27 protein-coding genes are annotated in these 22081 nt (G+C 65.9%); 10 read left to right on the top strand and 17 right to left on the bottom strand.

Annotated features, from left to right (window positions below; genetic code table 11):
* Nucleotides 1-123: 123 nt before the first annotated feature.
* The 4 genes from AC58D2_RS20195 (at nucleotide 124) to AC58D2_RS20180 (ending at nucleotide 2495) form a co-directional block, all read left to right on the top strand.
* The gene (locus AC58D2_RS20195) at nucleotides 124-519 is read left to right on the top strand and encodes a helix-turn-helix transcriptional regulator (protein ID WP_497392825.1); all 396 of its coding nucleotides are present in this window, start codon (nucleotides 124-126) and stop codon (nucleotides 517-519) included.
* 207 nt (nucleotides 520-726) lie between these two features.
* Entirely contained in the window at nucleotides 727-1056 is a 330-nt protein-coding gene (locus AC58D2_RS20190; RefSeq protein WP_497392824.1) for a hypothetical protein, read from the top strand.
* Between the two features lie 30 nt (nucleotides 1057-1086).
* Nucleotides 1087-1575, top strand: a complete 489-nt coding sequence (locus AC58D2_RS20185) for a hypothetical protein (RefSeq protein ID WP_497392823.1) — start codon at nucleotides 1087-1089, stop codon at nucleotides 1573-1575.
* A 77-nt stretch (nucleotides 1576-1652) separates the two neighbouring features.
* Nucleotides 1653-2495, top strand: a complete 843-nt coding sequence (locus AC58D2_RS20180; protein WP_497392822.1) for a JAB domain-containing protein — start codon at nucleotides 1653-1655, stop codon at nucleotides 2493-2495.
* A 12-nt stretch (nucleotides 2496-2507) separates the two neighbouring features.
* On the opposite strand, the gene mobF is transcribed toward AC58D2_RS20180, so the two are convergent.
* From mobF to AC58D2_RS20130, 10 genes are all read right to left on the bottom strand, one after another.
* Nucleotides 2508-5258, bottom strand: coding sequence for a MobF family relaxase (gene mobF, locus AC58D2_RS20175; protein WP_497392821.1), 2751 nt, complete (start codon nucleotides 5256-5258; stop codon nucleotides 2508-2510).
* Entirely contained in the window at nucleotides 5258-7150 is a 1893-nt protein-coding gene (locus tag AC58D2_RS20170; RefSeq protein ID WP_497392820.1) for a type IV secretion system DNA-binding domain-containing protein, read from the bottom strand. The genes mobF and AC58D2_RS20170 overlap by 1 nt, the downstream gene beginning before the upstream one ends.
* Nucleotides 7147-7515: a hypothetical protein gene (locus tag AC58D2_RS20165; protein ID WP_497392819.1), complete on the bottom strand. Its 369-nt coding sequence runs from the start codon at nucleotides 7513-7515 to the stop codon at nucleotides 7147-7149. The genes AC58D2_RS20170 and AC58D2_RS20165 overlap by 4 nt, the downstream gene beginning before the upstream one ends.
* On the bottom strand, nucleotides 7502-7903 hold the full coding sequence (locus AC58D2_RS20160; protein ID WP_497392818.1) for a hypothetical protein: 402 nt from the start codon (nucleotides 7901-7903) through the stop codon (nucleotides 7502-7504). The genes AC58D2_RS20165 and AC58D2_RS20160 overlap by 14 nt, the downstream gene beginning before the upstream one ends.
* Nucleotides 7900-8610 carry a lytic transglycosylase domain-containing protein gene (locus AC58D2_RS20155; protein WP_497392817.1) on the bottom strand — a complete coding sequence of 237 codons (711 nt, stop codon included), beginning with the start codon at nucleotides 8608-8610 and terminating at the stop codon, nucleotides 7900-7902. The genes AC58D2_RS20160 and AC58D2_RS20155 overlap by 4 nt, the downstream gene beginning before the upstream one ends.
* Before the next feature lie 158 nt (nucleotides 8611-8768).
* Nucleotides 8769-9398: a S26 family signal peptidase gene (locus AC58D2_RS20150; RefSeq protein ID WP_497392828.1), complete on the bottom strand. Its 630-nt coding sequence runs from the start codon at nucleotides 9396-9398 to the stop codon at nucleotides 8769-8771.
* 50 nt (nucleotides 9399-9448) lie between these two features.
* Nucleotides 9449-9703: a helix-turn-helix transcriptional regulator gene (locus AC58D2_RS20145; RefSeq protein WP_497392816.1), complete on the bottom strand. Its 255-nt coding sequence runs from the start codon at nucleotides 9701-9703 to the stop codon at nucleotides 9449-9451.
* A 118-nt stretch (nucleotides 9704-9821) separates the two neighbouring features.
* The gene (locus tag AC58D2_RS20140; protein WP_497392815.1) at nucleotides 9822-10340 is read right to left on the bottom strand and encodes a DUF2285 domain-containing protein; all 519 of its coding nucleotides are present in this window, start codon (nucleotides 10338-10340) and stop codon (nucleotides 9822-9824) included.
* A gap of 46 nt (nucleotides 10341-10386) precedes the next feature.
* Nucleotides 10387-10698: a transcriptional regulator domain-containing protein gene (locus tag AC58D2_RS20135; protein WP_497392814.1), complete on the bottom strand. Its 312-nt coding sequence runs from the start codon at nucleotides 10696-10698 to the stop codon at nucleotides 10387-10389.
* An 87-nt stretch (nucleotides 10699-10785) separates the two neighbouring features.
* Nucleotides 10786-11103, bottom strand: a complete 318-nt coding sequence (locus AC58D2_RS20130) for a DUF736 domain-containing protein (protein WP_497392813.1) — start codon at nucleotides 11101-11103, stop codon at nucleotides 10786-10788.
* Nucleotides 11104-11310: 207 nt separating this feature from the next.
* Between AC58D2_RS20130 and AC58D2_RS20125 the strand changes: the two genes are divergently transcribed.
* Nucleotides 11311-11634, top strand: a complete 324-nt coding sequence (locus AC58D2_RS20125) for a DUF736 domain-containing protein (protein ID WP_497392812.1) — start codon at nucleotides 11311-11313, stop codon at nucleotides 11632-11634.
* 115 nt (nucleotides 11635-11749) lie between these two features.
* On the opposite strand, the gene AC58D2_RS20120 is transcribed toward AC58D2_RS20125, so the two are convergent.
* Complete coding sequence (locus AC58D2_RS20120; RefSeq protein ID WP_497392811.1) at nucleotides 11750-12655, bottom strand: HEPN domain-containing protein; 906 nt, start codon at nucleotides 12653-12655, stop codon at nucleotides 11750-11752.
* A gap of 608 nt (nucleotides 12656-13263) precedes the next feature.
* On the opposite strand from AC58D2_RS20120, the gene AC58D2_RS20115 reads away from it, so the two are divergent.
* On the top strand, nucleotides 13264-13479 hold the full coding sequence (locus AC58D2_RS20115; protein ID WP_497392810.1) for a DUF6961 family protein: 216 nt from the start codon (nucleotides 13264-13266) through the stop codon (nucleotides 13477-13479).
* A 92-nt stretch (nucleotides 13480-13571) separates the two neighbouring features.
* Here AC58D2_RS20115 and AC58D2_RS20110 read toward each other — a convergent pair whose 3' ends face one another.
* The 4 genes from AC58D2_RS20110 to AC58D2_RS20095 form a co-directional block, all read right to left on the bottom strand.
* Entirely contained in the window at nucleotides 13572-14303 is a 732-nt protein-coding gene (locus tag AC58D2_RS20110; protein WP_497392827.1) for an RES family NAD+ phosphorylase, read from the bottom strand.
* The gene (locus tag AC58D2_RS20105) at nucleotides 14266-14649 is read right to left on the bottom strand and encodes an MbcA/ParS/Xre antitoxin family protein (RefSeq protein WP_497392809.1); all 384 of its coding nucleotides are present in this window, start codon (nucleotides 14647-14649) and stop codon (nucleotides 14266-14268) included. Before AC58D2_RS20105 ends, AC58D2_RS20110 begins: the two co-directional genes overlap by 38 nt.
* A 78-nt stretch (nucleotides 14650-14727) precedes the next feature.
* Complete coding sequence (locus tag AC58D2_RS20100) at nucleotides 14728-15414, bottom strand: thermonuclease family protein (RefSeq protein WP_497392808.1); 687 nt, start codon at nucleotides 15412-15414, stop codon at nucleotides 14728-14730.
* A 12-nt stretch (nucleotides 15415-15426) separates the two neighbouring features.
* The gene (locus AC58D2_RS20095) at nucleotides 15427-15645 is read right to left on the bottom strand and encodes a DUF5818 domain-containing protein (RefSeq protein WP_497392807.1); all 219 of its coding nucleotides are present in this window, start codon (nucleotides 15643-15645) and stop codon (nucleotides 15427-15429) included.
* A 306-nt stretch (nucleotides 15646-15951) separates the two neighbouring features.
* Here AC58D2_RS20095 and AC58D2_RS20090 point away from each other — a divergent pair, with 306 nt between their 5' ends.
* Nucleotides 15952-16272 carry a DUF736 domain-containing protein gene (locus tag AC58D2_RS20090; RefSeq protein WP_497392806.1) on the top strand — a complete coding sequence of 107 codons (321 nt, stop codon included), beginning with the start codon at nucleotides 15952-15954 and terminating at the stop codon, nucleotides 16270-16272.
* A 43-nt stretch (nucleotides 16273-16315) separates the two neighbouring features.
* Here the strand turns inward: AC58D2_RS20090 and AC58D2_RS20085 are convergent, their stop codons facing one another.
* On the bottom strand, nucleotides 16316-16915 hold the full coding sequence (locus AC58D2_RS20085; protein ID WP_497392805.1) for a hypothetical protein: 600 nt from the start codon (nucleotides 16913-16915) through the stop codon (nucleotides 16316-16318).
* Nucleotides 16916-17254: 339 nt separating this feature from the next.
* Between AC58D2_RS20085 and AC58D2_RS20080 the strand changes: the two genes are divergently transcribed.
* Both AC58D2_RS20080 and AC58D2_RS20075 read left to right on the top strand, forming a co-directional pair.
* Nucleotides 17255-17419: a hypothetical protein gene (locus AC58D2_RS20080; protein ID WP_497392804.1), complete on the top strand. Its 165-nt coding sequence runs from the start codon at nucleotides 17255-17257 to the stop codon at nucleotides 17417-17419.
* 111 nt (nucleotides 17420-17530) lie between these two features.
* Nucleotides 17531-17995 carry a hypothetical protein gene (locus tag AC58D2_RS20075; protein ID WP_497392803.1) on the top strand — a complete coding sequence of 155 codons (465 nt, stop codon included), beginning with the start codon at nucleotides 17531-17533 and terminating at the stop codon, nucleotides 17993-17995.
* Nucleotides 17996-18581: 586 nt separating this feature from the next.
* On the opposite strand, the gene rtcR is transcribed toward AC58D2_RS20075, so the two are convergent.
* Entirely contained in the window at nucleotides 18582-20174 is a 1593-nt protein-coding gene (rtcR, locus tag AC58D2_RS20070; protein WP_497392802.1) for an RNA repair transcriptional activator RtcR, read from the bottom strand.
* A gap of 262 nt (nucleotides 20175-20436) precedes the next feature.
* Here rtcR and AC58D2_RS20065 point away from each other — a divergent pair, with 262 nt between their 5' ends.
* A complete protein-coding gene (locus AC58D2_RS20065; RefSeq protein WP_497392801.1) occupies nucleotides 20437-21984 on the top strand; it encodes a vWA domain-containing protein in 1548 nt (515 codons plus the stop codon).
* Nucleotides 21985-22081: the final 97 nt, after the last annotated feature.

Genomic DNA, 22081 nt, shown 5'->3' with positions numbered 1-22081 from the left:
TAGCGGCCCGATCACTTCCCATTCTTCGTCTGTAACGCCAATCCGCTCGCCCAAGGCAGCCTCCAAAAGCCAGCCTTGAATCAAGGTCCGAGTCCACAGTCAAGCTTTGTCCACGAAGCCTAGATGACCTCCCCAAACAATCCAATCGACGAAACCGCCGCGGCTTGGGCGCGACTTACCGAAAAACAGCGTGACTGCCTCGACCTGCTTCTTGAGCACAAGACCTCGAAAGAGATGGCGCGGATCCTCGAGATATCGAAGGATACGGTCGACCAGCGACTGAAGGCGGCGCGCGACATATTGGGGACGCGCACCCGCGGGGAGACCGCTGTCCTCTATGGCCAGCTGAAATCCCTATACGACCAAATCGTATACGACGCAGCGGAGGTTCCATCGCCGCCGCGTCTGGTGCGATCCCATTTCCCGGACAGGAACCCGTCCAACCTCACCGATCTCGACGAGGGCGCATCGCTGCCCCACATCCGATCGGGGCCGGGCTCTTTGTTCAGGGATTTGTGAAGACACGACCACGGCACGGCCTCAAGGATCATGATCTACGCTGTATTTCTCATCGGCACGATCCTGCTCCTTCTCGGCGGTCTTGGTATCATATTGTTCGGCGGCCTCGGCATCGCGCAGGCTCTCGATCAGCTGCTTTCCGCCTGATCCCTTCGTCACGTCGCAACACATGACCGGAGCGCAGTCGCTTCCGGCGAAGGAGAAGTCATGTCCAATAAAATTGCAGCCATGGCCGCTCGGCTCCAGCGGGACGTTCCCAACGCCGAGGGGCGGGTCGACGATACATTGATCGCCATCTCATCGCTGATGACCACTGTCGTAACCGCACGCCGCGAAACGGGCGTGCCCGCCAAGACCGGCCACACAGCGATACTCCGCTTGGCGAAAGCCCAACTCTCGCTCGTCGAGGTTGGCGGGGAGATTTTGCGCGTCCATGGCGACCTCGCCGAAATCGGCAAGGAGACAGCGGGCTATGATCTCAGGGAATGCCCGGCGACCGGGCTTGCAGAGGTGCCGTCTCTGGCGCGAGCCAGTTGACCGAGGGCGGCCAGCATCAATAAGGGCAGGATGCGCATAGCTATTTTCGCCACCTTGCTGCTGGTCGCGCTCGTCTATGCAGCGTGGAAAGGTGGCGGCCCTGAACGGACGATGGTCGGTATTGCTATGACGATCATCATCTGGGACCGGCTGCTCGTCGCGACCGACATGGTGACGTATCAAAGCGTCGACTTCGGCTATCTCGCCCAGGATATGTTCGGTGCCGCGGCGACCATCCTGCTGGCGCTGTCCGCCTATCGCTTCTGGCCCCTGCTGGCAGCGGCGCTGCACACGCTGCCGCTTCTCGCCCATTTCGCGCGCGCGATCGACATCGCGATGAATCCCGTCGTCTATCTAACAATGCAGGTAGCTGCTTCATGGTGCATCCCGCCCCTGCTCATCGCTGCGACATGGCGGCATCAGCAAAGGCTGAAGCGGATGGGCAGCTATCCGTCCTGGCGAAGCTGGTCACGCTCGTCGCCCCGGGCGAAGCCGAAACGATCGCGACGAGGCTCCTAGCCGAGTTCAGAACTGTCGGACGGATCTGGTCGCAGCCACCCGAAGCGATCGAACGGATCCTCGAGGAGCGGTCCCAAGTGACCGAACTGCTCTTTCTGACACGCAACCTTGCGCTCGCGGCGCTCTCGCCAGGATTACAGGGCGTCCGCGTCGACCCCGCCTCGCCCGCCCTCCAGGATTATCTGATCCTTGGAATGGGTTCGCTCCCCGACGAACAGCTTCGCGTCCTTTTTCTGGACGCCACACAGCATCTGCTGGCCGACGAGCAATTGCAGAACGGTACCCTTGCATGGCTCGCCCTTCATCCCCGCACCATTTTTCGGCGCGCTCTCGAACTCAATGCCGCGGGGCTGATCCTCGTCCACAATCATCCGAGCCGTGATCCCACCCCCAGCGAGCAGGACCTCGAGGTCACACGGTACCTCGTCCCGATCGCCCGCGCGCTCGACATCGAGCTGGTCGATCACATCATCGTCACCGAAAGCGGGGCGCGCCGGATCCGCTCGGACCAGCCCCAGCCCGGTTCGGCGCGAGCCTCGGCACCGACACTGAGAAGCCGGTACCCCCAAGACACACCGAAGAACGAAGACATTGCGCTCGAGAATGCCAAGGCGACCTTGCGTCGCCGCTTGCTGCGCGACCAGCTATTCGGCTCGCCCGAGCTGTTCGGGGACCCGGCGTGGGAAATGCTCATCGACATCTTCATCCACGAATGCGAAGGCAATCCCCTCGCCGTCAGCTCGCTCTGCGTGACGCCGAGCATTCCGATGAGCAGCGCGCTGCGCCTCTGCCAGAAATTATGCGACGCCGGAATCATCTTCCGGATTCCCGATCCGGGCGACGGGCGGCGCAGCTTCGTCGAACTGGCACCCGAGATCTCGCACCGGATCAGAGCCTATTTCGAAGAGGGACCGGACTGAACCGCAACGAGGTCACCCCATCCCCATTCCGCTCGCCTTGCCTACCGAGACGGCAAGCGAAGCCGGCGGCATCGCGATCGCCGTCTGGACTACCCCGGCCCGTTCGCTGATCGCGGCGACCAGCTTCGCGCGATCGTTCGTGAATATGGTCGCCGACTGCCTGGCGCGGGATATGCCGACGTAGAAGCTCTTCTGGTCGACAAGATTGGCCGCGCAGCTATCGGCATGGACGATAACGTGATCGGCCGTGCGGCCTTGGGCGGCGAAGGCAGTATCGACATAGCCATGCGCAATGTGCCGGTCGCGCGCCGTATCGAGCCGCAAAAGCTCGGCCCGCCCCCGTGCGCAGCGAATGGCGGCAGTCCGCGCTTCGGGGTCGACCGCGATTACTTCGGCGCGCGTGCCATTGACCCGGCCCGCCTCGCGGTCGTTGCGCGTGAAGCGGATGCTGTCGCCTGCTCTGAGCTCCAGCTGCTGCACCTCGAACAGCTGAACCGTGCCTGCACCCCATTGCCGCAGCCGCCACTCCACCGCGCGCCCGTCCTCCGAGCGGAGCGCGATCATCGCTCGCGCCGCATCGACGCTTTCGACAAGAAAGGCGTCGCCGCGCACCACGCCCTTGTCGGCATAATCCCGGGAGAAGCGCACAACGTCGCCCTTGTCATAGCTCAGCGGGTCGCGTGCTTCGGCACGGGTAAGGCCCTTATTGACGAGGCTGGCCAAGGTGACGGCGGGTCCGGCGAGCGCGCCCGACCGATAGAGCGCCTGGCGAATATCCGCCGTCAGCGCGTCACGCCCCTCACGCGACGGCTCGATGATGAGGGTGGCGGCGCGCTCCGCACCGTCTAGCGCAGCATAACGCTTAGCAATCGCGGAAAACCGCTCGGCGCGCTCGGCATGTTCGACGATCGCGCCGCCGCCGCGATCGAGCGCCGCCAGCGCCCGCTTCGCGTCGCCCTCGATCGAGGCAAGAACGGCCTCCCTGGTGGCCGCGTTGGTTTGGCGGACAATCTCCCCAAGCCTCGCGGTTTCCATGCCCGCGCCCTGCAACTGGGCGAACGCCGCGCCCGCCTCCACCGAACCGAGCTGCTTCACGTCGCCGACGAGCAGGACACGGGCATTGAGCTGCAAGGCCAGCTCGAACAGGCGCGCGGTATCGCGCGCCGAAAGCAGCGATGCCTCATCGACGATCCATGCCGTGGGCGGGCCGGACGCGGACGGCCCCGGCGACAGCATGTGGCGCGCGACGGTATCGCCGCGCGTTGCCAGCGCCTCGCCGAGCACCATCGCAGCAGACGCCGTCGGCGCGAGCGCGACGACAGACACCCCGCGCGCTTCCGCCTCGCGGGCGTAGGTGGCGAGCACCGTCGTGGTCTTGGCGGTGCCGGCATAGCCCTGCACCGCGGTGATCCGGTTCCGGCTGGTCAGGAGCTGTTCGGTCGCCGCGCGCTGATCATCGTTCCAGACAAATCCCGTCCGTTCGGCCTGCCGCGCGGCGACCGCCACGGCCTTCGCCGCCGAAAGCGGCGACGCGATCGGCGCGAACGCGCTGCGCCCCTCCGCTTCGATCCGGAGAAGCCGGGCTTCGGCTTCGATATTCGCGCGGGTCGTGACCCCCGCGAATTCGGCGCCGCGGCGGTCGATAAAGGTTCGATCGATCAGTGCGCCCCGCTCGGTCGCCGCAGCGATCGCCTCGCCGATCGCGGCATAGCCGACTTTCCCCAGACCCACCCGACCTGCTTCCTCGTGGAGATCCGCAACCGAGAATATGGACTGGCGCTCGCCGAGCTTGTCGGCGGCATGTGCGATGGCGCGCTCGGCCGCGAACTGCACCGCGCTGCCCGCACTGCGCGCAGCATGGGCTTGTGCCGCGCCGACGAGCGCGCGCCGCGCATCGGCATCGAACCCGGCCCGGTCGGCAACCTCGCGCCAGTCCGCGATCAGCGAGGCCTGATCGACCGCGACCTTCGCTTGCCGGGTGCCGAGCGCCGCGACCTGCTTCTCGGCGGCGCTGGCGATATCGCGCGACGTTCCGCGCGCATCGAGCGCGGCTTCGATGGCGGCGCTGCGCGTGCTGAACGCCGCCATGACCTCGGCGGAGACGCCCCTAATTTCGAACATCGAGTCCTTCGCCGTCTCGATGTCATAGCCGAGTTCGCGCACGTTTAGCGCCAGCTCCTGCCGATAGATCGCGCCAATCTGTTTCTGAAGCTGATAGAGCGCGCGCGGCTCGAGGCTGCGCCACGATCCGTCTTCGCCCCGCGTCGCGTTCACGATGACATTGTGGGTGTGAAGCTGCGGATCCTGGGCGCGACTGGTGCCGTGCTGGAAACTGGCGACAATGAGGTTTGCAGTCCTCTCGCGCGCAACGCTGCCGGCGTGCCGGACGCGGGTCGCCGCCATATGTGTTTCGACATGCGCGAGCGCGGTCCTTACCGCCGACCCGTGCGCCTCGATCAAGCGCCGGTCACCGGCGACCTCGGCCATGATCGACACCGACTTCGGCGCGCTCAAGGTCAGGTCCCAGCCGGGGCGATGTTCCAGGACGCCGCCGCGGGTCGTGCCGAGCTGCCGGTCGCCCACCTTGCCATCGAGCAGCTCGCGGAAGCTATCGCGATCGACCTCGGCCTCGAGGCCAAGCATCTCGGCGCCCTTGCCCAGCCATTCAGACGGCGAGAGTCCGCCTTCGGCATAATAATCGTCGGTCTCATAATAGGCACTGGCCTGCGCCGAGCTGGTCAGCGCCGATAGGGAGGCGACCATCAGACGGGACCGTCATCCGCGGCCGTGGGAGGAACCGCACGCTTCGTCTCTGGCGTCGATTTCGGCTTCTCGGCGGCGACCTTCGTATCCGCCTCGGGCGGCGATGGCGACACGGCTTCTGCCGAATGCTGCCAGAGACTTGTCTCCGGGTTGGCCGCGACAAAGGCGCGCTGGCGCGGATCGCCGCGCCGCGCGATATGATCAGCGGTGAGCGATAGGCGGGCGACAGGGAAGCCGTCGGGAAGCAGCAGATAGCCCTCGTGCCGGGCCAGCCGAAGTTCGGCTTCGAGTATCGCAGGCCGGGTGCGGCGGGATCGCCCCAGGGTCATCCGCGGCTTGTCGTCGCCATCGCCAAGCGCGCCGGTCATCGTATGGACCTCGACTTCGCATGTACCGATCGTCTCGCTCGCCCATTTGCGGCTCTCGATATCGATCATCTGAAGAAACAGCTTGGTGTTGCAGCAGCCGAGCATCGATCCCGCGAGATCGTCGCCATAGCGATGCCGCATCTGCCCGATCGCCTGGAAGGTCAGCACGACCGCGGCGCCGAACTTGCGCCCTTCGGGAAGGAGCCGCGCGAGATTGTCGACGCGCGGCAGATCGGCGAGCTCGTCGAGCAGGAACCAGACGCGGCGGTCCGGCGAAGGCGACAGCCCGAGCAGGGCGCTTGCCGCGCACTCGAGCCAGCAAGCCAGGAGCGGCTTCGACGCCTCGAAATAATCCTCCTTGCGCGGCACAAAGATCCACGGCCGGGCGCCCTTCCGTTCGTCGAGACCCCAAATGAATTCGCGAAACGAAAACGCCTCTTCATTCTCGTGCCGAAGGCGAAGGAACTGGATGAGGTTCGACGCCTTCGCGAGCATGAACAGCACGCTGCCCGTCGCCCGGTCGGCATCCTCGGCGAAGGTCCGCGCCGACGATGTGTCTCCGAGCCATGCCTTGAGCTCGTCCTTCGTGCGAAGTTGAAGCGCATGAAGCAGGTCGGGCAGCGTGTCCTTCTTCTCGCGCCAGAGCGCGCGGAGCATGTTGGCGACCAGGATGCGGCTCGTCTCGAGCCAGACGTCGCGATCATGCTGGCCGGTCTCGGTGATGAGCTGCTGCGCGATGCGATCGGCATCGGCGGGGTGCGCGATCTCGGCGAAGGGCGACCAATAGGCGCAGCGCGCATCGAACGGATTGAGAATGACGTCGCCGCGTTCGGGATTGTAATAGTGCGCGACGAACTCGCCGCTCGTGTCATAGACCAGCGCCGCCTCCCCCCGCGCCTCGATCCCGTCGAGGAGCTGGCGCAGCACCGTCGTCTTGCCGCTGCCGGTCGTCCCAACCATCGCGAGATGCCGGGTCTCGAGACGCGGCGGAAAGCCAATGGGTCCAATGCCAAGCGACCGCGCGTTCGCTTCGGCGCCGGCCAGTTTCGCGAGCGCGGCCTCACTCGCTATTCGGGTGCCGCTGACGAAGCGATCACCGAGCATTCGCTCGCGCCGCCGGGCCGCGGCGCGGCGCAACAGGACCAGCCCCGACAGCCAGCCCGCAAACCCCAAAAGGCATCCGCGCCGGACGAAAGAGAATGTGACGCTCGCCGACTGCCGATAGTAGCGATGCGCCGCGACCGCGCGGGCCGACACGAGATGATCGGTTCCGCGATGACGGATGGTCATGCCGGGATCGCCGCCCCCGCTGCCCGCAAACCAGCTCAGCATCTTCGCACGATACCAGGCGCCGGTCGCCTCCATGGTGCGCGGGTCGAGCATCAGATAGGGCGCAGCCAATCCGCCGAGCGCAACCGAGCCCACCATGATCGCGAGCTGCCGTTTGAACCGCCGTGTCTGGCTGTAGCGGAGATGACGCCGCAGCGTCTCGGCGTGGAGCCGGCGATCGTGCGGTTCGCTCATGACTGTTCCTCAGCCATGGCTCTTTGCCGCGCATAGGCCCCGTCGATTTCAGCGCGGATGATGTCCTCGGCCTTGCCATCGCGTTTTGCCGCGCTGCGGGCATAACAATAAGCGGCGCAGGCGGTGAACAAGGTCCGATCGACCAGCCGTTGGAGATCGTCGAGGCGCGGATTCAGCGTGGCCAGCTCGGTAAGGAGTTCACGGTCTGCTGTGTGTCGCGGTGCCGGACCGCCCAGCGCAGCAATGCCCGCCTCTACGCAAAGGGGAAGCACCGCATAGCTCGTCATGTTGCGCGATCTGGCCAGGCTGACAACGCTCCGATCAACATCGGATCTGAGGCGGACAGTGTGCTTAACCAACTTCATGGCACGGCTCCCCAGAGCGGCGCTGCGGCGGCTCGAAAAGTGCTGAAAAACCGACGTCCGAGGAAATCGGATGCGTCGCGCCGTCGTATCCGCTGCTCGAAAAGTGGCGGAAAAGCTGGATGCACCCGTGCGTGAGGTGTGTATCCAAATTACGGGTCCGATGCGTAGCATCGCGGCCCTGCAACCTGGCACCAGAAGCCATCGCATCAGGTCGGGCGCGTCCGCCCGCCGGTACCGGTGAACTTTGAGCGCGCCCGTCATTGCTGGCCGACTGCTGAGGAAGATTTGCGATCTCTTTTTCAGACCGGCCAAAGCGCGGCGGGCAGTCCGGCGTCGCCCCAGAAGGATCGCCGGAATGATCGCCAAGGATGCGCGCAATGCTGCTCATTCGCGGGTCTCCAAAACACGAACAAAAAGCGGATGCCGCTCCGATCTCGGCTCCTCGGACTGCGAAGCGGGCGCCGAGCGAAGCGGCTCGACGAACAAGCCTGCTTCGCGCCACCCCGCCGGTTTGCTGCTCACCGCCCCAGCTGGCGGATCGCCGCTCGCTCCCAGCTGCGGCGCAAGCCGAGCGACATAGGCGACCGTCTCGGCGGGCAAGCCGCGCCGTCCAGCCGCATAGGCGTCGGCGCGGCCGGGGCCGGCATTATAGGCAGCGAGCATCAGCGGCACGTTGCGGTAACGGTCCCACATTGCGCGCAGATAGGCTGCGCCCGCGAAGATGTTCGCGCGCGCGTCGAAAGGATCTGCGCCGAGACCGTGGCGCGCGCTCAGAATCGCCCAGGTGGCAGGCATGATCTGCATCAGACCCATCGCGCCGGCACGCGATATGGCGCGCGGTTTGCCGCGGCTTTCGACCTCCATGACGCGCCATATCCAGGTCTCGGGGATACCGAAGCGCCGTGCAGCGTCGGCCACATGTCCGGCATAGGCAGGGCGCGGTGGCGTAGCCGCAGCAGCGGCCGACGCCGGCGGCGAAGCCGCCGCGGTGCAGGCCGCGAGCAGCGCGAGCGCGAATGCGCGTGCAGGTCGGCGGCAGCGACGCTGCGCGTGCAACGCAGCCGCGCGGTATACGAGATGCGGTACGGCGGTCACCGATCGGTTTCCATGCTGGGGCTGAAGCGGTAGCCAGGGACGAGGATGGACGGCGCCGCGCGGCACGGCGGGGCAGCCTGCCTGAACGCCGCTTCGCGCGCGAATCCGGACAAGGCCTGACCATCGCAAGACGGCCGTGCGAAAGCGGTCGATCAACATTAGGCACGATCCTCCTTCATCGGGGGCGAACCGAAAGCGGCGCGCGGCCCCCAGCGAAGCGGTGCGCCGGGCGCCGAACGCGTGAGGATCGGCCGCGCGCGACCGATCAGTCCGGACGCCGGCAAGGGTCCGAAATAGCGCCCGTCAAGGCTGTCCGGCGCAGCGTTCAGAAGGAAGATTTCGCCGCCGCGAAGAGTGCGGCAGCCCTCCCAGCGCGGCAGCACACGCCCCGCGCGGTCGGCCGCGTGCGCGATCGCCGCGCGTCGGCCACCGACGCTTACCTCGACGCCATGACGGCAGATTTGTGCGCCCGGCAGCGCGGCAACGCGTTTCACGAGCGGGGTTCCGGCAGGAACATAATCACGGTGCGCGAGCCAGGAGGCGAGCGACGGCGGCGGCGCGATGGCGACGAGATCGCCCACCGCCGGCGCGCCCGCGTCGATCCCGTATAGACCGATCGGTGCGCTTGCGCTGGCGTTCCAGACGAGTCGCGGGCGCGGCGACTGCCATGCAACCGCGGCGAAAAGCGACCCAAAGAGCGCCGCCGAGCAGAACGTCGCGGCAAGGTAGCGGCGGCTCGGCGTGCGAGCGGCGGCAACGACGCCGGATCGCGAAGCTCCTGTTCGCAGCGCCGCGATCGCCACGCGATCGGCGCGCCCGCGCGGTGCGCCCGGGCCCCTCACCGGCGCACCACCAGGCGCGCCGGATGGATCATTCCCTTGCCGGGATCGGAGGTCGAATGACGGCGGCCGGTCTCGGCCCAGGCGTCGAGATCGGCGATCGTATAGACGATGCGGCCGCCCAGCTTCAGATATTGGGGACCGGTTCCGTAGCAGCGATGCTTCTCGAGCGTTCGCGCCGAGAGGCCAAGATGGACGGCGGCATCGGGGGTTCGCAAATAGCGCGGGACGAGCGGTGCAAAGGAAGAGGACAAGGGAGATCTCCAGCGAGGGCGAGCGGCGTGCCGGACAGGACGGCGGGCTGGAGGCGACATTCGGCGATACGGGACAGCCGCCGGAACGGACAAAGTGCAGCCGCCGGGAATGTCCCGATCAGGGCGCCGCGAGGAGGGCGCGAAAGCCGCCGTCGCGCATGGCCAGCGCCGCGCGTTGCCACCGCGCGATGCGGCGGCGTTCGCTCGACGCGTCCCATTCGGCGGCAGAATAGGCCTGCGCCTGCGGCGCGACGAGCGCCGCGGCGAGTTCGCGCGGCGAGGCGCCGACGGCGGTTCCGTCGAGAAGCCGAAGCCATTGAACGAGCCGCCAATGTTCGGTGGGGCCGGGCGCGGCGCAGGCCGGAGGCCGCGCCCGCTCTTCTTCGGTCAGTCCGCGGTGGAGCGCCGCCGCGAGCGCCAGACGCACTCCGCCCTGACCATCGGCCGGGCAGAGATAGGCGAGCTCCTCGTTCGCGGCGCAGCACCGGATCGCGAGCCGGTAGCGGCGGCCCGCGAGCAGCAGCACCAGATGCCACTCGCGATGCGCGATGATTTCGCTCGCCACCCGGTCGCCGCGCACCAGATCGGCGAGCCGCGCTGCGGCGTGCCCGGCGGGCGCCGGTTGGGCGATGGCCACATGCGCGCAGGCGCGGGGATGCCAGAGTGCCGGCGCCTCGGCGGCGCTAGCGGCGGGGTCCGGGGCGAAAGACCAGCCCCCAACGGCGCGCGAGGCGCAAAAGCGCCTCGCCGGGCGCCCGCACGCAGGTTCGGGCAGCGGCATATTGGCTCCGGTAAGCGGGATTGCGGCGCAGGAACTCCTGCGCAAAATCCGCCCGATCATATCGTTCGAATATCTTCGGAAAATATGGCGACTGCCAGTCGATCGTCTGGTCCATAGAGATGCTCCCACGACAGAACCGAGGACAAGGCGCGGAATAACGACGCTTTTTTGCAGAAATCAGCGTGACGGTTACCGGCGCATAAGCGACGACCATACCCCATCCTTATCCGTTCGCCACACGGAGACGCCCTCAATCTGGCGCTAATATCGCCCGGCCAAGGCCGGGCGATAAGCGTCGCGGTCAGTCGCTACCGCGACGCGGCTGGCGGTTCCAGACCAGATCATAGTCGCCGTCGTCGCCCTCGAAGAGCTGCGCGAAGACCGGGCCCAGGAAGCTCGGATCGTCGAGCTTGACCGACAGATAGGGCCGGTCGTCCTGCGTCGTCTTGCTCCAGGCGGCGCCGACTTCGGCGTCGCCGACGAAGACGCGGTGGCTGGGGGCGTTGCCGTTCGGGTTCTGCTCGGGCGTGATGCGCACCGACTTCGACTGCAACGCGAGGGTGCTGATCTGGCCCCGATATTCGCCCGAGACCTTCTTGAAGCTGCCGATCCTGGCCATGTCCTGATCCTTTCTTCTACTGTCGGACCGCGCCATTGCGGCCTCGATGCGCATCGAAGGGCGGCAAGGAACCGGCGCCGCAGCCGCAGGCCCGGAGCATCTGCGGAGGACGGCGCAGGGCGGAGTTTCTTGATTGCGCGAGGAACGGCGGCACGCCGGGGGAAGAAAGTCAGCCAGCCTCGGCGCGCTTGCACCAGGAGATACATCATGGCCGCAATCGGCTTCGTCAACGGCACGATCGAGGATGGATTCGTCGGGCAGCTTCGCACGCTTTTCATCCGCGCGGCGATCGAAGTTCGCCCGAACCGTTCGAAATCCGGCGATATTCAGCCCGACTATCGGGTCTACTCCGACCAGGTCGAAATCGGCGCGGGCTGGATCCGGGTCGGCGAGGTCTCGGGCAAGGCCTATGTCTCACTGAGCTTTGCTGCGCCCGAGTTTGGGCCGCGCCGCATCTACGCCAACCTCGGCCGTGCGGCCGGTCAGGATGATGACCGGACCTTCGCGATCCTCTGGAATCCTGTGGACTGAGCGAGGCGCCGCCGGGTGTTGAGAACAGGCTTGGCGCCCGCGCCGCCGCTTTCGACAAGGCTGCATATATGCGGCGGCCACCCGGCGGCCTCTTCATGCCGCAACGCGGCAAATGTCATTCGGCGGCTTCGCGGCACAACTGCTCGATCCGCTCGTTGCCGAGCTGCTCGACGATGTCGCGCAGTTTCTTCGCTGCTTCCGCTAGGGCTGCAAGGTCATCCGCGCTGATTTCATAGTTTGGCGAATAGCGCGCCTCGACATAGGCGCGCTTCAGAAGCTCGAAGCGGCGGCGATCGATCTTGGTATCGCGCGCCCATGCCGCGACCAGTCGCTGTTCCTTGTCCTCGGCGAGCGAGCGGAGAAATTTGATATTGTGGGAGCGAGGGAAATAGAAGGTGCGCGTCAGGAGGAAGCAGCCGTAGGCGCGTTCCACAGCTTGGTGCAGAAGAAATGCCGCGTCATTTGCTTCGCCTTCGCCCAACGCAAATCGCGCGATTTTCAGAGCACTGTCGATCTTTTTGAGGTGGGTGGCAAAGTACTCCGATGCCATCTTGTGGGCGTCAATTGGTGTCATCGGTTGCGGCGCGGTCAACGGATGGTTGGGCAGTTCGTAGAGCGCAATGCCGTCTCGGATGATGTCGACCCAGAAATATTCGCCGCGCCGCAGCGCCTGGTTCACATCCTGCATCGTGTGGACGATGATGTTGACCGTGCGGTCGATTGCGGGGTCGCGCAGGATCTTGTCCTCGGCGACATACCAATGGTCGGCAATGTCGGTCAGGTCCTCGTGGCTGACGATGACGAGGAGGTCGAAGTCGGACTGATAGCCATTGTCGGGCTCGTCGACCCAGTCGCTCCGCGCATAGCTGCCGAACAGGATGATCTTGAGGATCTTGCCGTTGCGCTTCCATGCCATCGTTGCGCGCTCGATCGAGCGCGCGAACTCCTCCATCAGCAGCTGCGTGATGCGGGTGAGTTCGCCTTGCTGTTTCGCCGGGAGATGGTCGATTTCGCTTTTCATTTCCGCATCGACTCTGGCGGGAGGCGGCTGATCTGGCAAGCCAATCTCTCCTCAATCTGGATGGATCGGGGAGCGGGAGGGCAATTGTCCTCATTGCCGGATTGGACGGAGCGCGGCAGCTGAGGAGCGCACTCTGGCCTCGCAGGCTCGGCCAGGGGTCGCGCCGATGCGGGGCCGCGCGGGCGCACTTGGCCCGGCTTCCTGGCGGGGCGGCGGCTAAGCAGGTGCCGGGTGAACAGCGCTTCGCGCTGTTCAGGCCATAATGGGATTATGGCCGACCCGTCGCCCCCGCACGCACGCCGCCCCGCTGCGGCCGGGCCAAGAGCGCATTTTTTCTGGCCCTCCGGGCCGGCGACCTCGTCGCTAATTGTCTTCCTTGCTGCGGCGTCGTCGGCTTGCGGGGATGTTTCGGGAAACCTTGATCACCGGGTTTCCCGTTCGGGGCGATCCTGCCATATTGCCCCGATGAGAGATAACGGGCCGGGGCGGTGGCGGAGACGCGCCTTCAAGATCGAGTTCGCGATCGCATGCGTCATCGTGATTGGGTCCTTCCTTGTCGGTCTGTGGAACATGGCGCGCAGCCTTTTTTGAAGCGAAGTGCCATATCGATGAAGCGCATGGGAAATCTGACGCCCGACGAGCATATCTGGGCCTGCGCGCTTGCCGTCGAGCGGCAGCATGGCGAGCAGGCGCCCGCCTTCGTCGCCGAACGTATCGGCGCGCTCGCGCTCGCGGACGATTCCGAGGGGGTTGCGGTCTGGCGCCGCATCGCGGCCTGCCTCGACCGCCTCGATAGCTCTCGGGATCGATCGGCGATGGCCTGACGTCGATAGCGGATGTCGGAGAGCGTAGCGGTGGGCAACGGCCTTCGCGCCTTGCGCCGCAGCTGACTTCGTTGGCATCGCCCCGTTCGGGTTCAGGTCTCGAGCTTCTTCTTCTCGTAGATCATGCTGATCGCGGTGCCGTCCCAGACATAGCACAGATGCCGTTCCTGCCGGCAGTTCGACAGGAGGCGGGGCCGGAAGGCGGCGGCGCATTCGCCGCCTTGGTGGCGGACGCTATGGTAGCGGATGCCGTCCGAGCCGGCGCCCCGCAGTTCGGCCGCGAAGCGCTGCGCCTGGCCATAGCTGTCGGGGTCGTAGAGATGCGCGTGGCTGTCCGCGAGGTCACGGATGTCGTGGAGATGGGCGTCGAGATCGACCGCATAGACGCGCATGTCGATCTCCTGCGCGGGCTCGTCGGTGGCGGCGAGGAATTTGGCGCGGTGGTGCTTCGTCTCTTCGATCGCGGTGTCGAGGGTGAGGGCGGCGTAGAAGACGCCGAAGCTGCCGTCGGTAAAGCGACTGCCTTGCGGATTGAGGTGCGTGAAGGCAGCCATGATCGGCGTCGTTCCGGGTCCCGCGACGCGGTCGTCCGCCGGTACGAGCGCGAGATCGCCGGCTTCGTCGCGCAGGCGATCGTTGGTCATCGCCTCGATCAGGAAGACCGCCTCGAGATCCTCGGGCCGCGCGACCTTGTCGAACAGCCCGACCGGCGGAAAACGGCTCGGGATAATGCGGTAGCAGGGCGCCCAGCGCGTCGCGGTGACGTTGATGTCGGCGGGCACGGGTTCAGCCGCGCTGCCCGTCGATATATTGCCGCACGACATAAAGATCCGCGACATTGCCCGAAACCATCCGGTCGAGCGCCGATCTCCCGCCGAAAATCTTCGCCTTGTTCGGCTTGCGCACCCATTGATCGGCGGTCGCCGGAACGAGGATCTGGAGACCCTTGTAGATGCCCATCACATAAGAAATCCGCTCGAGCGCATCCTTCGACAGCGCGGCGACGGCGCCACGCTTCCAGTTCTGCAGCGTCGAGCGGCTGTCGAGTCCGAGGATCGCCATCTGCTCGCCTTCGCTCAGGTCCCAGGCATCGGCGATGTTGAAAAAGGTGCGCAGCGCCGGGCCGGTCAGGCCCTTCCTGTCGATCGTCCTCGCCGCTGCCGTCGCCATGAAAGGCTCCTTTCGTTAGCGGATATGATCCTTTTATGATCAAAAATCAAGATTTGCACTAAAAAGGTGTGAAGCCGCTCAGCGGCGACCGCGGTAGGGCTCGCACGCAATACCATCCCCGTCGCCGTCCATCTCCGGCCGATAGCCCGGCTGGCCGCGATAGAGCGGCGCGGCGCCCGCGGCGCGCGCGGCGGCGCAGTTGCGGTAGAAGACGCCGGAAGGGGAAGGTGGCGACGGGCTGCGGCGCGGCGCGGCCTGCGGCGCGGGTCTTTGCCGCGGCGCCGGGTGCGCGGCGCGATAGTCGCTCGGCCGCTCGAACGCGCCCGCCCAGATGCCGCGGCGCTGCTCGCGCGCCCGCGCTTCGTTGGCAACATAAGCGGCGGTGAAATGCGGCAGCGCGATCGCGAGCCCTGCATCGACCATCGCGGCCGAAAGATCGAGGTCGCCCGCGCGGCACGTCGCGACGACGCGGCCATAATCGTCGATGTCGCGCTGCTCGCATCGCACGGTCCTGCCTTCGACGAGCGCCGCGAGCGTGTCGGCCGCCGCGCGGCCGCACGCCCAGGCGGCGCCATCGCGGCTGCAGCTTTGGGCAAGCTCGGGCGCATCGACGCCGTGCAGACGCACGGCGATACCGGTCAGGCTGAGCGAGTCGCCGTCCGACGCGCGCGCCGGGCCGCTGACATCCTGCGCGGTAACGCCCGGGGCGAGCGCGAACGCGGCCATGAGCAGCGCGGATCGACTGATGCGGTCCAGGACGGCCATCGTCGCCGCCGGCTAGCGCGGCGAAGCCGCTTCCGGCGATACGCCGACGACATCGACGAGATTCTCGCCGACGACGAAGCCGGTGATCCGTACGCGCTTCTCGATATGATCGACGGGAACGCGGTGCAGGTCGAGCGCCCAGCGTCCGCCGAGATCGCGGCGCAGGATGAACCCGCCTGCTTCGCGCAGCAGCGTTCCCGTCTCCTCGATCTTGGTTCCGATGGCGGTCATGCAATGGCCTTTATGCAAAGGCGCGCGGCGGCGCGAGTCCAAACATCATGCCCATTCGTCCGCAGGGACGGATGGCATTGGCATCGTCAGCAGGCGGCGGGTCCGGGCCGCGGACGCGGCGGTGGCCGGATATCCACCCCTGTGGCGGGACTTCCTCCTTCCTGCCGCCCTTCTTCGGGGCTCGGCTTGCCTAATGCCGTCAACCCCTTGCGGGGTTCGCCCTCGCGTGCCGCTCGGTGACGGCGGCGCGCGGCCCCTCCTTTCGGCGCCATCGGGGATGGTCCCCGAGCCACAAGGAGACAGGATATGGCCACCATCGCAAATCTTACCGTCAAGCCCGACGGCAGCTTCGAGGGCACGCTCGCGACCCTCACCGTCACCGCGCCGATCGCGATCGTCCCGAACGGCCGCAAAGCCAAGGACAGCGAACCCGACTATCGCGTCATCAGCCGCAAGAACGGCTTCGAACTCGGCGCCGGCTGGATCCGCACCGCGCAGGCGACCGGCGCCGAATATGTGTCGGTGTCGCTCTCGGCTCCCGAGTTCGGGAGCATCTACGCCAATGTCGCGAACGCGCCCGGCGACGATCCGATGAAGAAGGTTCTCATCTGGAACCCGCCGAGCTGAGCGGCGCTCGGGCTCCGCCTCCGGGCGGAGCCCTTTTTCTCTTTCAGAAGTCGCCGACGAGCGCGCGCTCCTCGGGCGAGAGATGCCGCGCGAGCAGCCGCTCGAGCTCGATGCGGCTGAAGGTCATCGCCTGCTCGGGCTGCATCCCGATTTTCAGCCGCATCCTGACCAGCTCATGCTGGGCGATCGTGAAGGCGGGAAAGGGGCGGACGCCGAGACCGACGATCCGGCCGCCTCGTGTCGCTACGCGCTCTCCCTCGCGCTCGGTCCATTCGATGAGGGGATCGGGATAGAAGCGGATCTCGCTCTCGCCGAGCGCGGACGGCGTCACGCAGCAAAGCTCGCCGTCATAAGAGACCACGCTGTGAAGGAGGAACTCCATGCCTTGAAGCCACCAGCCGGTAATCGCCGTCGTCCCGCCACGCACGTCATTCCGTGCGCACCAGCGGGCGTTTTCGTGACATTTGTTGGGTTGCAGGCCGAGTTCGATCAAATCGGTCTCGGGGAGGCGAGGAATGCGATACCCCTTCATGGTCCGCAGTTCCTCGATAATCTGTGCTTCCCATTCGCTCGGCGGGAAAGCCCAGCCATCGGCCTGCCAGAGCAGATAGTCACGCAAGTCGCTTGCCCGAGGATACTCCATCTTTCGGCTTATCTCCTTCTCTCCCGGTCGGAGTCGGCGGCGGGACGCGGACGCCGTTCCTGGGGCCGGGGCTCGGCGAGGACAATGATCATGGGATGACAGCCGGGCGAGCGATGGGGCCAGGGGGAGGCAATTCTGTTCGGTTCGTCCGCTGCAGGACCATCTCCGCTCTCGATTGCCGCTACTCCCTTGGCCGAGGACCGGCCTTCCCAAGTCAATCCCCAGGGGATCCCTGCGCAAGCTTGGGCCGCGGCCTGGCCGCGGTGACTTCGGCCTGTCCCCGTCCGGCGGGGCGACTGTCGAGCGGGAATGGTCCCGCTCCGTTGCAGGAGCCTCGAAATGCCGCTTTCAACCGCCCAATCGCTCGGCTGGAACCTCGCCCGCACGATGATGACCATCATCATCCTCATCGAAACCGCAAAAGGCTATTCGGTCATGCCGCTCGACGAATTCGACGGCGATCCGGCCTGCATCGTCTGCGAATATGACCCGTTCAATCGCTGAGCATCGCACGCCGCACGCGAGGTGGAGCTGGCCCCGGTTCCACCTTGCCGGCCGTTTTGCGAGGAACTGCCGTGGGAGAAGGCGGCGGGCCGTCCTCGTCGAAGGACGGTCATGACCCTCTTCATCCTGCTTGGCATCGCCGCTGCGTTCTGCATCGCCTGGCTGATTTTGCGGGCCGCGGCCTATGCACTGCCGGTCTATGCTGGCGTCTGGGCTGCGCTCCATCTTGCCGGCGCGGGACATGGCTATGCGACTGCGGTTGCTTCCGGCCTCGGCGCGACTATCGCGATTTTCCTGTTCGGGCGGCTTCTCGCTCAGCGTCTGCGCTCCGCGGCGATGCGTCTTTTGGTCATGGGCGTCTTCGCGATTCCGGCGAGCGCCGCGGGTTGTCAGGCCGGGCGCGGCTTGGGCTGCCTGCTGATCGGGGAGGGGATGGCCGCCATTGTAGTTTCCGCGCTTTCGGGGCTTGTCGCTGCCACATCGGCCTGGCGCTCGCTCGCCGTCCCGGTCGGACCGGCGCGCTGCGCGGCTTCGCAAGGTTTCGGCTCGGGGACGCCGGCAGGGCCGGGAGGATAAGCCGTCCGCTTCGCGCGGGGGGCGCCGCCTCGAATTTCACGGGGAGGGTGTCCGGGCCGACGATCCGCCCACACCCGGCTGCCTTCGTTCGCCTGTTTTCATTCCGCTTGCGCCCGCACCACGGCGGCCTCGGGCGATGCGTCATCTGCCGGCAAGCCGCTGCGCTCAACCGGCTGGCCGCAACGGCGCATGTCCGGCGCCGCGTTCCAGATGAATGGCGGCAGCTGCCGCGGACGCACCCGGAGGGGCCGGAGCGCCAGCGGAGGATGGAGGGGCCAAGCTTTTTGGAGCGAAGCGAGCGCGAGGAGCCGGCAACGCCGGCGGGGAAAAAGCGCAGGCGCCGATATTGCGTACCGGCCCCGCCATTCAAAAGAACGCAGGCCCGGACCGCTGGAGCGCTCTCCATGGAACAGGAGTGAGTTCCGCTCGCAGGTTCGCCGTAATCGAACGGGACGCCAGAGTTCGCTACCGAGCACAGTTGGCCGATTGCGGCCAGTCAGCTTTATGACTGGACATGTAGGATAGCGGACATTCCTCGCTCGCGTCGGGGCATGTCCGTTGCTCACCGTTCCTTCTGGGACGAGCGCTAATTTTTGCCGGTTACACGGCTCCAATCCAACTTAAATCGCGCGAGATACTTGCGTAACCGGTCCGCGTCGTTCGTCGAGCTGCGCTGTTGCCGTGAGGCCGAGAACAATTGCCGCCCCGCGGCAGACAGGCTGCTGCAGCCCTGACAGACCCCGAGGACGTAAGCGAGCTGAACCCGGTCGAACGGATCGATTTGCGCGAGTTGATCCTTCGATAACAGGCGTTCGAGCGCATCGCCCGCGTTCTTCTCGCCCGACCAGAGCGAGCGAAGCCGCGATGTTTCGAACGCGACGGTGTCGACGTCGATGCGCCCCATGGGACTGAGCGTTGCCATGCGCGTGATGCTGGCGGCGAGGTCACGGAAATTACCGCGCCAACGGGAAGCGGGATCCTCGGCAAAACGCAGATAGCGATCGCGCGCTTCCCTGTTGAACGTCACCCGCGTTCCTTCGCGCTCGGCAAAGCGCTCGAGCTCATAGTCGAGGTTTGGGGCGATATCCTCTCGGCGCTCGGCAAGCCCCGGAAGCCTGAATGTCCAGAGGTTGAGGCGAGCAAAGAGATCTTCGCGGAACCGACCAGCCTCGACTTCATCGACAAGGTCGCGATTGGTGCCAGCAATGAGTTGGAACGCACTCGCGGTCTCCTTGTCGGCGCCTACCGGCAAAAACAGCCCGTCTTCGATCGCCCGCAGGATCATCGCCTGTTCGTCGAGGCCGAGCTCGCCGATCTCGTCGAGAAAGAGGACGCCCTTGTCAGCCGTCTTGAGCAAGCCGGGCCGATCCTGGACCGCGCCAGTGAAGGCACCTTTGCGGTGCCCGAACAGCGCCGACATCGCGCTGTCACCCTTGAGGGTCGCACAGTTGACCTCGACGAAGGCGCCGCCGATCTGGTGACGCAGCTTCTTGAGCTCATAGATCTTGCGTGCCAGCTGACTCTTCCCCGCGCCGGTGGGGCCCATCAGAAGGATCGGGGCGCGGCTGCGCACCGCGACTTGCTCGATTTCGTCGATCATGCGGTTGAAGGCGACGTTGCGCGTCTCGATCCCGTTTTTGAGGAAGCTGGCGCTTTCCGCGCTCGCTTCGGCAAAGCGCGTCGCGATGCTGTCGTATCGCGACAAGTCGAGATCGATGGCGCTCCAGGTGCCCACAGGCTGCGGCGCACCCCGCTGCGGCTGGGTCTGGAGCAACTTCCCGGGCAGGTAGCGCGCTTCGGTCAGCAGGAAGAGGCAGATCTGCGCAACGTGCGTGCCCGTCGTGATGTGGATCAGATAATCCTGATTGTCGGGATCGAACGGAAAGCTGCGCGCGAAGTCGAGGAGCTTCCCATAAACCTCTTCGAAGTCCCACGGGTCGTCGAAGTCGAGCAGGTGCGGAGCCACTTCGGTCTCGGGCGACACGTCGCGGATATCGTTAGCGACATAGTCGGCGAGGCGGCGGTGGTAGGTGCCGTGGAGCAGCACGAAGCGGTCGACCCGCAGATCCTCCTGCATGCAAATGCTGACCGTGGGCCGCCACTTGTTCCAGCGCGAAGGTCCGAACTTCGCGGCATCGAGCGTCGAGCCGAGAAAGCCGATGACGGTGAGGGGTTTCATACGGTCATTTATATCAAAATATAATCAACTATACCAGTATCTCACACTTTCCGACATGCGACGATTGGGCTGCATTCGCAGTAAGAATAATTATCGTTTAATATCAATACGATGATAATTCATCTGATCGTTTTCGGCCATTTGGCACGCCTTCTGCAGGGCTATATGCGTCGGGATCACGTCACCCGGCAGCGCGGAACAGAGGGGCGGCCGGAATGGGCCGGCCGCCCCCAAAAGGTTCTGACGATTTTGGAGTTGGACGATGGCCAACAAGTCGCTTTTCTCAAGCGCCCTCGCGCGCTTCCTGCCGCAGACCGACGCGGTGAATGACGCCGGTGGTGCTGCCTATGCCTATGGCGCCGAAGCGAAGCTCGCGCAGCTTGCCGTAACGGGCACGCTGTCGGAGGGCTTTTATTCGGGCGCAGACGCGCAGCTCGCGGACATTCTGACGGCTGCGCAGGCGGTGCCTTCCGATTTCGTAGCCAAGGCTGCGGTCTATACTCGCAAGTCGGGCGCGATGAAGGATATGCCGGCGTTGCTCGCCGCCTATCTGACCGTCGCCGACCCCGACCTTGCGGTACGCGTCTTCGGCCGCGTGATCGACAATGGCCGCATGCTGCGCAATTTCGTGCAGATCATGCGCTCGGGCCAGGTCGGCCGTCGTTCGCTCGGTTCGCGTCCGAAGCGGCTCGTCCGCGAGTGGCTGGAGAATGCCTCGATGCCGCAGCTGATGGCCGCGGCAACGGGCAAGGACCCTAGCCTCGCCGACATCGTCCGTATGGTCCACCCGGCGCCGGCTTCGGCCGAACGCCGCGCCTTCTATGGCTGGCTGATCGGCAAGCCTTATGATGTCGCGGCGCTGCCAGCGGAAATCGCGGCGTTCGAGGCCTGGAAGCGCAATCCCAAGGGCGCGCTGCCCCCGGTGCCGTTCGAATGGCTGACCGCTTTTCCGCTGACGGCGGAGCAGTGGGCGGAGCTTTCCGGCCGTATCGGCTGGCAGGCGCTGCGCATGAACCTCAACACGCTGGCGCGCAGCGGCGCGTTCGACGTGAAGGGAACGGTGCAGGCCATCGCAGCGCGGCTCGCCGACGCCGATACGATCGCCCGGGTTCGCCCGGCGCCGTATCAGTTGATGGTCGCGCTCGGCCAGGTTGGCGACGCGGTTCCGCTTGCCCTCCAGGCTGCGCTCGAGGAGGCGCTCGAACTGTCGCTTGCGACGGTGCCGGTGCTGGAGGGCCATGTCGTGGTCTGTCCGGACGTCTCGGGCTCGATGAGCTGGGCGGCGACTGGGCAGCGCAAGGGCGCGACCTCGAAGGTTCGCTGCATCGACATCGCGGCGCTCGTCGCGGCGGCAGTACTGCGCACCAATCGGTCGGCGCGGGTGATGCCGTTCGATGTCGACGTCGTCGACATGGCGCTCGATCCCAAGGCACGCGTCGCGGTTAACGCGGCACGGCTGGCGGCGATTGGCGGTGGCGGCACCAACGTCTCGGCTCCGCTCGCTCGGCTTAACCGCGAACGCGCGAAAGTCGATACGGTGGTGATCGTGTCCGACAATGAAAGCTGGATCGATCCGACCCGGCGCGGCGCCACGGCGACGATGAACGAGTGGACCAAGCTGAAGGGTCGCAACCCGGCCGCGAAGCTGATCTGCATTGACATCCAGCCCTATGGCACCACGCAGGCCAAGGACCGGAAGGACATCATGAATGTCGGTGGCTTCACCGACGCGGTTTTCCACGCGATGGCCCGTTTCGCCGCCGGCGAAACGCGCGACTGGGTGGAGATCGTGAACGAAACGGAGGTATGAAAGGAAGCGTCACGGCGAATGCCGGAAGGACTACATCGACTCTTAATCGCCAGGTCGCGGGTTCGAATCCCGCCGGGTTCCTCTATGGACCCGTAGC

It is taken from the genome of Sphingopyxis sp. CR5 (assembly GCF_059693785.1).
The sequence above is the reverse complement of the archived record's forward strand: the minus strand, read 5'-3'. Positions and strand labels throughout refer to the sequence as shown.